Source organism: Acinetobacter sp. TY2 (assembly GCF_046269225.1).
Taxonomy (GTDB): Bacteria; Pseudomonadota; Gammaproteobacteria; order Pseudomonadales; family Moraxellaceae; genus Acinetobacter.
The window spans coordinates 46,161-58,766 of sequence record NZ_JBJZOR010000004.1 but is presented as its reverse complement, the minus strand read 5'-3'; the positions used below and the strand labels follow the sequence as shown (position 1 = coordinate 58,766).

10 protein-coding genes and 1 tRNA gene are annotated in these 12,606 nt (G+C 31.3%); 2 read left to right on the top strand and 9 right to left on the bottom strand.

Annotation, left to right across the window (positions count from 1 at the left end):
• Positions 1-533: 533 nt before the first annotated feature.
• The 4 genes from ACK1JC_RS03390 to ACK1JC_RS03375 form a co-directional block, all read right to left on the bottom strand.
• Positions 534-1,091: a hypothetical protein gene (locus ACK1JC_RS03390; RefSeq protein ID WP_409510444.1), complete on the bottom strand. Its 558-nt coding sequence runs from the start codon at positions 1,089-1,091 to the stop codon at positions 534-536.
• A gap of 59 nt (positions 1,092-1,150) precedes the next feature.
• The gene (locus ACK1JC_RS03385; protein WP_409510443.1) at positions 1,151-1,648 is read right to left on the bottom strand and encodes a hypothetical protein; all 498 of its coding nucleotides are present in this window, start codon (positions 1,646-1,648) and stop codon (positions 1,151-1,153) included.
• A gap of 11 nt (positions 1,649-1,659) precedes the next feature.
• The gene (locus ACK1JC_RS03380; protein ID WP_409510442.1) at positions 1,660-2,313 is read right to left on the bottom strand and encodes a hypothetical protein; all 654 of its coding nucleotides are present in this window, start codon (positions 2,311-2,313) and stop codon (positions 1,660-1,662) included.
• Positions 2,314-2,431: 118 nt separating this feature from the next.
• Positions 2,432-3,154: a hypothetical protein gene (locus ACK1JC_RS03375; protein WP_409510441.1), complete on the bottom strand. Its 723-nt coding sequence runs from the start codon at positions 3,152-3,154 to the stop codon at positions 2,432-2,434.
• Between the two features lie 126 nt (positions 3,155-3,280).
• Here ACK1JC_RS03375 and ACK1JC_RS03370 point away from each other — a divergent pair, with 126 nt between their 5' ends.
• Positions 3,281-3,619, top strand: a complete 339-nt coding sequence (locus tag ACK1JC_RS03370) for a helix-turn-helix transcriptional regulator (protein ID WP_409510440.1) — start codon at positions 3,281-3,283, stop codon at positions 3,617-3,619.
• 31 nt (positions 3,620-3,650) lie between these two features.
• Here the strand turns inward: ACK1JC_RS03370 and ACK1JC_RS03365 are convergent, their stop codons facing one another.
• From ACK1JC_RS03365 to ACK1JC_RS03345, 5 genes are all read right to left on the bottom strand, one after another.
• Positions 3,651-4,649 (bottom strand): hypothetical protein, encoded by a 999-nt coding sequence (locus ACK1JC_RS03365; RefSeq protein ID WP_409510439.1) that lies wholly within the window; start codon positions 4,647-4,649, stop codon positions 3,651-3,653.
• Positions 4,650-6,637: 1,988 nt separating this feature from the next.
• A complete protein-coding gene (drt3b, locus tag ACK1JC_RS03360; RefSeq protein ID WP_409510438.1) occupies positions 6,638-8,689 on the bottom strand; it encodes an antiviral reverse transcriptase Drt3b in 2,052 nt (683 codons plus the stop codon).
• A complete protein-coding gene (gene drt3a / locus ACK1JC_RS03355) occupies positions 8,670-10,019 on the bottom strand; it encodes an antiviral reverse transcriptase Drt3a (RefSeq protein ID WP_409510437.1) in 1,350 nt (449 codons plus the stop codon). The genes drt3b and drt3a overlap by 20 nt, the downstream gene beginning before the upstream one ends.
• 300 nt (positions 10,020-10,319) lie before the next feature.
• Positions 10,320-11,537: a tyrosine-type recombinase/integrase gene (locus ACK1JC_RS03350; protein WP_409510436.1), complete on the bottom strand. Its 1,218-nt coding sequence runs from the start codon at positions 11,535-11,537 to the stop codon at positions 10,320-10,322.
• A gap of 194 nt (positions 11,538-11,731) precedes the next feature.
• Positions 11,732-11,808, bottom strand: a tRNA-Ile gene (locus ACK1JC_RS03345).
• Positions 11,809-11,967: 159 nt separating this feature from the next.
• Between ACK1JC_RS03345 and ACK1JC_RS03340 the strand changes: the two genes are divergently transcribed.
• Complete coding sequence (locus tag ACK1JC_RS03340; protein ID WP_409510435.1) at positions 11,968-12,582, top strand: Arm DNA-binding domain-containing protein; 615 nt, start codon at positions 11,968-11,970, stop codon at positions 12,580-12,582.
• The last annotated feature ends 24 nt before the right edge of the window (positions 12,583-12,606 follow it).

The window sequence follows — 12,606 nt, the reverse complement described above, 5'->3', positions numbered from 1 at the left end:
ATTCGGTAATAGTCAATTGATAGAGTAGAATCTAGTGTAAATTTCTGAAATTGGTAATAATTACTTCCTATCAAAAATGTAAAACATAGCAACCCCAAACCTATTGAATGGTATTCCGTGGCCTTGTTCTGATCTTGATATAAAAACTTGGTAATAAGCATGCTTAAAGTAAGAAAAAGAGGGATCAAAATAACAGTAATACTGACGAGTAAATTTCTAAATAACCAAGATTTAATGTCTGTATCATTTCTAAATTGATAAATATTCAAAAATGGAAAAAAGACCACTGGAAAGAAGTATATATAGGATGTTTTTAATGAATCTATATCTTTAATTTTAATCATGAGTGATCACGGTTCCCTTTATATAGGCTGATTCCACCGATTGCTAAGTGAAGTGAAGCTACATCTTGAAGTGAGCTGTGCAAGGATTGCTATGATTAATATTAGTTGTGCATAAAATAACGTTAATGTGTACATGGAAATAAGACAACATACTCAATTATTATAGAGTATGTTACCCATAATTTTTATCTAGAATGCAGATCCCTGTTGCTGTGCTTTCTGTTGAAGTTGTCTTTGTTGCCCAGCCTCTATTTCAGTATTCATTTTTGAATAGTTTGTTTTATCTTTGTAATTCAAATATGTTGTAGTATCAGGCCAACCACGATATGCCGTAATGCTCATACCATTTTTAAAATTCCAAGTAAAACTTGCTTCTCCAAGATTTGGGTTGCCTGAGCGTTGGCTCGGTTGTCCATACTTCGACGAAACAAAATTTGCAACTTCTATAATTTTTCCAGAGTCCATGAATACGGGAAATTTATATTCTGCATAAGCAAATTTTCCATTAGCTGTATATCCAAAATTTAATTCTGTAGTACCCTCTAATACAGCATTGGAATTGTATTTATCTACCCAGTAATTATTATCTTCACGAATCACTTTAACATTGGTATTTTGTAAAGCCGAGCGAATTTGATCTCGTGTTGCTCCTTTTAGCTCTGTATTGAATAATTGTGGTGCAGCCATTACACATGAACAAGCTATTGTTACACACAATATTAAAGCCATCTTAGTAAAATGAGGCATAAAAGAAATATCCTAGATTATATTAATATTCATTTGAAATAAAAGATTGAATCCGCCATTTAATTTATTTTTCTAGAAAATAATTTTCCATCTTTAACGGTAAGATTAAACTTAGTTAAACGACTAGGGCAACAATGCCCATCATCATCAAAATAATCATATTGATGAACATTGAGATGACCTTTACTATCTTTTTGAATACTGGCTGTTATGGCAAAAAATTTTGAATCTAAATAATTAATTTTCTGACCTTTTTGTCCAAGAAAAACAGCAATTTCTGTACTCATCGTTGTTGGATGGCAGTTCGTTTTTTCACAAAAATTAAGCACTGTAATTTTGTCTTTAATTCCATCGTGATTAATATCAGCAGTGATAATTTCCTTAGATTTTAGAGAAAATTTAAAATAGTCTGAATCTGTAGAATATTTTTTACTTTCTAAATTCAAATTTTTTATAGATGTTTGTACACGGTTATTGATCTGTTGCTGAAGAGTAGTTGCTTCTGCTCTAGCAGTAAAAAGTATAGAGAAAGCAGTAAGTAGTATTAACTTTTTCACAAATGTATTCCTTAAAAATTAGCAGCTTCTGACTGATTTTTTTTCTGTTGGCTTTCTTGATTTATTTGGGATCTTTGCTGTCCAAACTCATGAGTAACATATTCAATATTTACTTTAAAGCCCCCCATATGTGGAGCACTAACTGTAATCATTTCATTGTTTGGAGTAAGGAAGACTGTTTCTTGATCCCCTACAAAAGGTGCTTTTTCACGAATAATTTTATAATTATTTTTCTGCACATAACTCACTATTTTTTTGTATGTCTCTTTTGACATATGATTATTTTCACTTACTGTCATCCAAACATAAACTAAATTCTGATTTTTATCAAAACCAAACTGAGTAAATAGCAGACCATCTATATCAAAACCAGTACCATCATTTTCTAAAACTGGCCCTCCAGCATAAGACTCACCATTTATTTTATAATTATTTAATCGCCTCTTCACTGAATCAACTGTGGAATCTCTTAATTTAAAGCCTAAAACAGGTGTACCTTTTAAAGTAGGATCATCTTCTGGCGCTATTTTTTCAGGTGATTTCTGAGCGATAATCTCTTCTTTACCCTGAGTTTTAGTTTTTTCTTGAGAGTTATTATCTTTGGAACAGCTAGCTAATACAAAAAATGAAGTAATGATTAACAATATCGATCTTTTTTTAAACATAATTAAAAAATCTCTTATAAATATTAAAAAGTTAGAGTACTAAACTAAAAATCTGCAAAAGATTATTAATTTTAGGGAAAAAAGGCAATGACATATCTATACATAGTTAAGTTTGTTCCTATTTATATGTACGAATTAAGGAATCTTCTAAGTAGCGGTTTGAGAAATTATTTTCAAACCAACGCATGGCATCTTGAGTAAAATAAATATTGGTGTATATACGACTATCCACACCAATTGCTGAAATTGTTTGCCATGAACGCGTCATAATCGCTATAGGGCTACCATCCTTATCAAACTCTACAAATGCAGGATCAACATCATAACGATTTGCAGCACCATTAAACTCTGTAATGGATTGCACTAATCCACGATTTAAATCACTATTAATATTCTTTTTATACATGCGAACTTGATGGCCTTTAGCGAGAGCTTGCTCAATAAACATTTTTGAAGCTAAATCTTTTTCTGAAATATAAATACCATTGTTAATTTTTCGATTTGCTTCATTGAAATTTGCTTCGTGATTTATATATTTTTCTAAATAAATTGAGCCCATTGTCCGTTTTTCTAATTTGAATTTATCATTCATTAGTGATTGATTTAAGATAATTACATTATTATCTGAACGACTTGCAAGAACTAAAAACTTATTTCGTATGTCTTTATTTAACATTTCATCCCATACGCGTTGGGTTCCTTTGCTAACCCATCCATCGTATGCAGTTATACCTTTAGATATTGCACCTGTCGTACTATCTGCAACAGTTTGTATATGTTGACAACCGACTAAATTAACTGCAAAAAAACTAACTGCTAAAAATAAAATATTCTGATTCATCTTACCCTCTGATTCTTAGTGAAAATTCACAACTAATATTTAAGTGGTCAAAATACTAAGGAATCCTTAGTAATTAATCAATTAAAAACTAAGAGAATCTTAGTTTTAATTAATTATCAAATACCTATGGTACGTAATAATTCCAATGTGTTTTCAATGCGTCTAAAAATTGCCCGTAAGGCGAAGAAACTTTCTCAGGAACGTTTAGGAATACTCGCAGGTATTGATGAAGCCTCGGCTAGCGCACGAATGAATCAGTATGAAACAGGAAAATATGCCCCTGATCTGTTGATGGCTACGAAAATTGCTAAAGTTTTAGAAGTACCAGTCGCTTATTTCTATACAGAAGATAATTTAATGGCTGAAATTATTATGCAGCTACAATTTCTGACTGAATTACAACGTAAAGAAGTATTAGATTTCATAAATAAAATCAATTTAAATATTAGTAAAATTGATATGTGAATTTGCATTAATAAGAATATTTGATATTCATTTATAAACCTTGTGCCTCAATGTATTCACTGATCAACTGCCAATTTTCCGTTGTTGAAATCTCTCGTGGAAGTTCGACTTCAAAAGATTCATAGAAATATCTACGCATACAATACTCAGTATAAGAATTTGCATATGTTTCATACCGCACGATGATTGTTAAGTCCATCATTGGCATTTGAGCCTGATCCCATCGTTGTCTTTTCCGACTGAAAAAAAATAGTTTTCCAAAGGTGTATAAACGTCCCGCTTGTTGTCGATTACCCCTGAATACAGCATAAACTTTGAAATAATGCTGCCATGCAAGAAGATCATTTCCCGCTTTGGTCTGATCTTTCTGCGAAATAACTCGATTGAGTATTTGTGTTAATTCTCTTTTTTGTTTTTCTATTTCAGTTTTTTTAAATCGCCACGTCCATGAGAAATTCTTATTACTTTTACGGTAAAACTTAGTTTGATGTTCAGCATATTTTTTATGGCTTAACCTTACTAATTCAGCCTCACATTTCCCAAAATCCAAGCTTAAATAGGGCTTATTCAATACGAAATTAAACTGTTCATTGTCTTTATAGTAATGACGGATAAAAGTTAATTCTTGCTCGACTGTAATTTTGTCCCAGATGACAGGTTCAAGTTCAGCAATTTTATCTTTTGATGTATATGCTGAACTGGTTGTTGAAGTGACTTTGCCTATCGTTTCTTTGCTGTGACGATGACTATTAGGGGTTTTAATCAACAAGATAAATAACCACGCATCTTTATAAAGAATGTCTTGAATAATGAGATCAGCAACAGGGAATCCTTGTTTTAATCGATAAGTTCTTTGCCGACTGGTTAAATTTAATGAATATCGCTCATTTAATTTATGGATAATTTTTTCTATATCAATTTTACCTAATTCAGTTTGTACAATAAATTTGCAATAAAAATATGATCCTCTCGTAACCTTATCTTGAAGTTTTTGTGCGGTGTATTTTGTGTGGGGGCTGTAATCAATCATTCTATGTCATCCAACTATGCACTTTTGATGTCAATCAACAATCCACTTAAATCTAAATTCCTTCATTCATTTTTGAATTGTTCATCAACAATAATTTTCTCTACTTTTCCCATTTGGCTGAGCGCGTCAGCAATCAGCATTGATCAAATTGCGCTAGCACTGTCACCTCACTTTGTAAGGTGACAATAAAGTAGTTCCTAGTGCGCATTACGAAACTTAATCAGCAAATCTTATACTTTTTTAAATAATATATCAATATTATTGATATACAAAATTCATTCTGATAATATGACTTCATATCAATCGAATTGTGGATTGACCATCCATTCCAACTTTCTTTTTTGAAGTGGTTTGAATGGCTGACCACCATTCAAAAACTTTGATACATATTGCCCTAAGTACACGAACTAACCATTTTTGTATTGCCGATGTAGCGGACTGCTGGGGAAACCTCGCTCGGTACGTTGCAACGGGGGCTAGAGGATTGCAATATCCTCTTTCTATCCGTTCATTCACTTTTAAGAGTTCCGAAAACCTAAAAAGTGGTTGGGCGACAAGGAAACGGGAGCCTATAAACGATTTATCGTGAAATGGTCATTTGGTTAGTAATAGCCAGATTAGGTGTGAAATTATGAAAATAGTGGATCATTGAAACCCTGTTCAAAGTGATACAGTCAGGAGCAGCATAGGATGTGCGATAGTCTCCGTTAATAGCTGAATGTGTATGCTTGATCGAACAAGTTTTTTACTTGGAAAAGTATGCTCATTTCCAATCACGATGGCTGCTGAGAGTGCCGTAAGGTACTAGGACTTTGAGGCTAACGCTGGAGAAGTCGGCACCATTTAGCGCAAGCTGAGTGGGTCGCTGGATAGCTTAAACGTGTAACGGCATTAATCGATAGATGCTGATTGGAGTGTAAGAGTTTTACCCTTTATAAAGTTATGTATACATCATATCCCGATATTTTTTAAGGAACTACGGTCGGGGGAAACAGGAAGCATATATACAGGCGAGAGGATAAACGGTCTGCACATTAAGACACTTTGAAATAACTTGGGAAGCGCTGAATAAAAAGACTTAAATTGGTTAAAAGTCTGCTGGATTTTTTCAGTGTGGGAGCGATGGTGAGTAGCGCATATAAAACAGTTAAACTTGATGCACTTTAATTCAAGCTAAATTGTGGAAATTGTAATTCCCGATCTAAATAATATTTAATTATTAGTGGTGTTTTAAACATTAATAATTTTTTAAAACACTCTGTTTTTTAGGTCGGTTAGATAAAATGAGATAGCTAGCTTAAAGCGAATCCTAAAACATCCCAATTTTTTCAGTCGGGATGCTCATTGCGAAAACTTGAGTCGGCACATGCGTGAGCATGTTGGACAATATGTAGAAAAGAAAGGTTAATGGAACATTGGTCGTGTTTCTCAGTCGGAGATTGGTCTCTCTGACTAGGCCAAGATTGATACAGTGTAAGTATTCTGAAGTTTGGTCACTGATGAAAATATACTTATACAGGTTTGCCTGAGACATAAATTGGGATAATGCTACACCAGCATGAAAAAAATCGTGGCTTGTTTTTCCATATTAGACAAGCATAAAACTATTGCCTAACAGTAGAAATATGAAATGGAATATGGCCTAAGTCGGCATGAAAAAATTGAACCGCCAGTACAGGCGTAAGCATCTGCTCAACAAAGAGCATTAACAAATGAAATTAGGCTCGATCCCTTAGGGACGAGCCTTACTTTGTAATAAATTAAATATATTCTTTAAAATGTGTATAGTAATTATATATTTTGAACTTAATTAAATTTTGACGCCTTCCTGTTACATGGGCCATTAGCTGAGTTACAGGAAGGCATCTCAATGAAAAGACTCAGACAAATCTTTTCAAGTACAATTTCCATGCATAGGACAATTGTACCTCTTAATGCTGGTGTGTGTAGTTGCCAACAACCATAGCGGGTGTCTGATGCACTACTCACTAGTATACCGAATTACTAAGCTTTGCGTCCAATTCTTTTGTGAAATCAAATTTATCCCATTTTGTGAACCAGAATTGGTTTAAAGAGACAATTCTTTTTAAATATGACCTGTCAATTCCATATTTAGCCAACAAAGATTTTTTAAAAGAAACGCATATATATGGACAAGCAATTAAATCAAGAGTTAAATGAACTAACTCTGAATCATCTAAAAGAGTATCTTTCTTTAATTCATATAGATTGTTTATATAAATTAATAAATGCTTTTTAACAGATTCATACCTCTTTTTATTGCCAATATAGAAAAGTAATGATGTAATTGAGAAGTAGTTTAAATTTTCATCAAAAATATATCCATCATCATATCTAATGTTAAAATATTTTAATATTGCAGATTGATCTAACCAATAGTATTTACCTAATTGTCTAATTAAAACCAACAAATATAATGTTTCTATCGGTGTAATGCTTTGAATTGAGTGTTTATCTAAAATAGAGCATGAATTGTCAAAAATACATTTAAAAATGATATGTTGACTCTCATATCCTAGATTTTTATCTTTAATAAACAAAATTATTTGTTGAATAATCCTGCATAATTTAATAGTACTATTTACTCTAGGAGTTACAGAGTAAATAAAATAAGTAAAATTTATTATGGAAATTATAGCATTAATCAAACCTCTACTATTAGTATCACTTACACTTATTCCCTTATAGTCTTTTAGTATTTTTTTTACTTTTTTTTCTATTATTGACAGAGAGTAATTTAAAACATCAGAATATGTTATTCCAGAATCAAAAAGAATGGTTTTAAATTCTGTGGATAAACTGTTTTGATTGATATAAATATTACCATCTTTAGTTTTTTTATCTAAATTTTCATCCTCTGATAAGTTATAAAATAAATTATCAGACAATAATTTAGCTATTTTCTTTTTAGCTATAGTAATTGGCGTTATGATTGGCCTAGAATATTTTTCTTCTTTATGTTTGTTTAAACTCATTTTATAGTGTTTTAAATTAATTTGAATATTATTTTTAATCTTGGTAAAAATATCCTCTTCATTATAAAATAAAAAAAAGTCATCAACATATCTAAATATTTGGTAATCCTGCCCTAAGGTTAGTCCATAATTTTCTAAATCTCGAATAATATTATTATCTATCGATTGCATTATTATTTCAGCGAAAATTCTAGAAAGTTCAGGACCAATTAATATTCCATTAGTTTCATTATGGTTAGAGCGCTGCATTAATTGATCAAACTTAAATGGAAAACTTGATTTTGTGCTATTGAGTTGCATTTTTGCATAATCTTTCTGAAACACAGCCCAAGCAATAGAATGTGTGTAAATAGAATCAAAGCAGTGAGAAACATCTAATTTAGACAAATAATTAAATCTTTTTTCACACCAGTGATGGTCTACAGACTCATAAAACTCAAAAATATTCTTATATTTTTTATATACAAAAAAAGATTTTAAATTTTCATAATTTTGTCCTTCAATCTCAATTCCTAAGTCTTCTTTGTCAAAACACTCAATAAGTGATTTTGAATCAATATGCGTACATCCTGCAACTCGTTTTGCAGATCGCATACTAATAGGGCTTCGATTTGAATAATAGGTTATTAAGTCTTTAAAGTTATGATAAAAATCAACACCTAATATTTGACTTTTCGGATGCATAACGGAAAGATATCTAAATTCATTATGCTTATGTGAAATTGGAAATGTAAAAGCAATACTTGGTAGGTCTGAATGTTTTATATCAGTTTTTACATAATCAATATTATTTTCATAAATTAAATTTATTCCAGTTGATTGATCTAATCCTAAAAGTAAAAGGATTAATTTGGTTAACGCATCATTTCCTTTTATCCATTTAAAATTTAAACCATCATGTTTAATTTGATGTTTAATAATAAAATTATAGAAATGCCTATTTGAAAAAATAATAGGTACTTCATATGGTAAAAAATCAGAAAGAACTACTCGCTCAATAGGAAAATTAATAGATAAAGCCTTTTTAGACATTTTTCCACCCATTTGACAACACACCTAGTTCTTCTACTGTAAAATTACGGAAAGCTTTTTCTTCAAAACCTTTTTTGAAAGATAACTTACTAATTCTCTTTTTTAATTTCTGGTCATTTATGCTATTTAATTTATTTACTAAATAACGATCTAACCCAACTAAATCCGAAGTTATAGTTATAAATCTATTGCTAAAATAAACACCTATAAAGGCTTTAGATTTACTATTATGTAATTGTGTATTACCAGTTAAAAATTTCAGTCTTAATAAAATTAGCCTATAAGACTTATTTGGTATCTTTTTAAAATTTTTATTATAGTCATCAAAAGATTTATCAATTCTCCCCCTAACTTTCCGTAACTTATCTGTGCCTATCCTCACTGAGCAAGAACCAGATGTAATTTCAAATTTATAACCCAAATATTCAAAGTTTTTATTACTTTGATTGTATAAATCAATCTCTTTTGTTTTGTTATTCAATTTTAATCCACTATTATTCAAAATGTTTGAAATTGAATTTAAATAACTTAAAGTATTTTCTTTTTTCCTTGGTGAAAATATAAACACCATATCATCTACGTATCTCTCGTAATAAGTAACATCATGTATTGACTGCATATTTTTATCAATCTCACTCATATAAATTTCAGATAAATAAGCACTTATCCCAACTCCCCTTGGTAGACCCTTTTCATGCCCAGTTATTGATCTATATTCACGAATCAACTGCGTTATTACTCTTTTTGGTGCTACTGATAACTTAGATGATGAATGTAAAATATCTAATAATTTTTTATGATCTATAGATTCATAAAAATTCTCAACATCTGCTCTAATAATGTATTTCGGGCTTAACTCTTTGGTCAATGTGCTAAGACGACTAATAATTATATCGCGGTTATTTATTTTAGTATTAAATAAAGTACTGAGAACTACTTGTAGTTGTTTGGAAACAAATATATCTTCAATTTTATTTCCAATTGAAAACACATCTTTATTCTTAACTTTATGAGGTAGAATTGATAATGGTAGAGTATAGCCTTTAGCATTGACGATCGTTAGCATCGCTCTAATTTTCTCATCAATTATATAATTATATTTCTCTTTTCTTATCTCAATAACCTCATTAAGCTTTGTTTTTCGTGTTTGTAATTCATCATAAGTTAGTTGATTTTTTTTGTGTTTTAACTGGAATACTTTTATAAGATTCTTAACACGATTGATTTTCAACCGAATAGCATAAGCTTCTGCGAAGTGATCCCTTTCAATTGTTCCCTTATTTTTTCTATCAATATCATATATTTTTCGAAAATTTTTTAATGAAAATGATTGATCTAACAAACTAAACACCCCGATTCTAAGCTTAACGTCTATTAACTCGACTACACTATTTCAAGTTATGTAAATTTTAACTCTTGTCTAAACCTTGTAATTCAAGATTATGAATTAGGATCTAAATTGAAAAAGAAGCCCACATTTACGAGTTAAGGCTGACTTACCATACGTAATAAAAAGTGAGCATATAATATATGTTTTTTATGTTTATTCCATTAAATTAATAACTTATTTAATATTTAAGCCAGTTTGTAATCTGTTCTTAATACTGATTATAGAAAATGTACCAAACGCATCTTAAGTTCCTTAATTAAGATTTAGACTAGCTATATTTTTTGATATCCAATCAGCCCACCATTGCATTACCTCTACACGCTCTTCTAAATGTGTAGCTTTATCATATACGGCTTTTACACCACGTTTTTTATGTGCCAAACAAGCTTCAATAACTTGTTCTTTATCACTAAATTGATTGTTTAAAGCTGTGCTGGCAATATGCCTGAAACCATGTGGACTTTGTCGCCCTCGATAACCTAGATTCTTTAAAGCATTATTTAACGTTGCTTCACTCATTGGCTGTGTAAGACTATCTCTACTTGGAAACAAGTAATCCGATATTGTTCTAATTTCTTTTAACCTAAAGAACAAATCGACAGCCTGATGAGGCAATGGTACAACTTGAGAAATACCACACTTCATTGTTTCGGAAGGTTTTATCCAAATTCTTTTCTCAAAGTCAAAATCCTGCCATTTTGCATAACGCAATTCTTGTGGTCTAGGGAAAAGAATAACGAGTAACTCCAAAGCAATTGCTGTATGTGGATTTCTATAGCTTCGAATAGATTGAATTAAATCGGGTAATTCTTGAAGACTGACATGCTTCATATTCCCTTTACTACCTTTATCAAGATACTTCAAAATTCCATCCAAAGGGTTTGACTCTATTTGTCCATGGAACTTTGCAAGATCATAAGCATTTCGACAATGTGAGACTAGTTTCTCTACCCGATTGTAAATACTTTCATTTCTGAGCATATCCTGAAAAAAAGATAACCATTGTTGTGGCAATATTTTGGTGAAATCCAAATCACCAAAAACAGATAAAATTCGTTTTTCAATAGATTGAGTTTCTTTCTTAATCGTTATTTGAGCCCAAGTCGTTTTCTTTGTATCAAGCCAGTCATACATCAAACTTTTTAAATTAAGTTGTTGCTCCTCAACTCTTTGCAGCTCAATTTCTTTTTTCGTTAAAACTTTTTCTTTTTGCTGTAACTTGAGGAAAATGGTTGAAGCTTCAAGTCTAGCTTGTACAAGCGATAACTGCGGATAAGCCCCAATACTATGCCATTTCCATTTCCCTATCTCATTCTTAAAGCGTACTTGCCAAGACTTTTTTCCTTTTGGAGATACACGAAAATAAAGCCCAGCATCACATGAAATACGATACTCCTTATCCTCAGATTCAAGATTATATAAATGCGTGTCTTTTATCTGTTTGATGCCATTTAGGGCAGTTCTTTTCATAGCTAAATACCTTGTATCCGAGTAATGCAGAAAGAGTATCGGATACAAGATTGGATACACAAGAGTGCCAAATAAAGCTGTGCATAGCCAAACATAGTTGTGCAAAAAGCAGAAATAAAAAACCCATGAATCATTATAATTCATGGGTTTATATATTAAATCATTGCAAAGTTGAGCATATGATTACAAAAAACTGGTGGGCCCACACAGACTTGAACTGTGGACCAACGGATTATGAGTCCGCTGCTCTAACCAACTGAGCTATAGGCCCTGCATCAAACTTATTGATTTTAAATCAATAACTTGGAACAAGCGCAATATTAAACATGTTTTTCAAAATGATCAAGTATTTTTTAAAGTAGACGCATAGTAGACTGTAGAAAATAGCGTGATATATTGTTAAATACTGCGAATGATTGCGATTCTATATATGTCAGTACAAAGAGTAAAGCTAACTAAGTCATTTATTGATCAATTAGCATTAGTTCCTGCGATTTATAGAGATAGTGAATTAATCGGTTTTGCTGTGCGTGTAAATAGTAGTTATAAGACATACATAGTGGAAAAAAAGGTCTTAGGTAAATCTGTTCGGTCTACTTTGGGTCTACACGGAAATATAACGTTAGCTCAAGCACGAGAATTGGCTCGTGAAAAACTTTTGCAGATGTCACAGGGTATTAACCCTAATGATGAAAAGAAAAAGAAAGTTTCAGATGAAGATGATCGATTAGCTATTGAAAAACTTAAGCCAACAATGAAAGAAGCTTTTGACAACTATTTATCGATACGAGATTTAAAATCAAGAACTATTAGTGACTATACAATTGTGATTGAAAAATATCTAAGTGATTGGAAATCGATGAAACTAGATGATGTGTCAAGACGCATGATTCAAGATAAGCACTTTGAGCTTTCTAAAAATTCAAAAGCACAAGCAAACTTAGCGATGCGTGTATTTAGAGCAGTCTATAATTTCTCTTTAGAACATTATCTTGATATAACGATAAGCCACTTCTGTCTGCTTACAATCCAGTTAAAACACTAAGTGCAAGAAAAGCATGGAATAAGA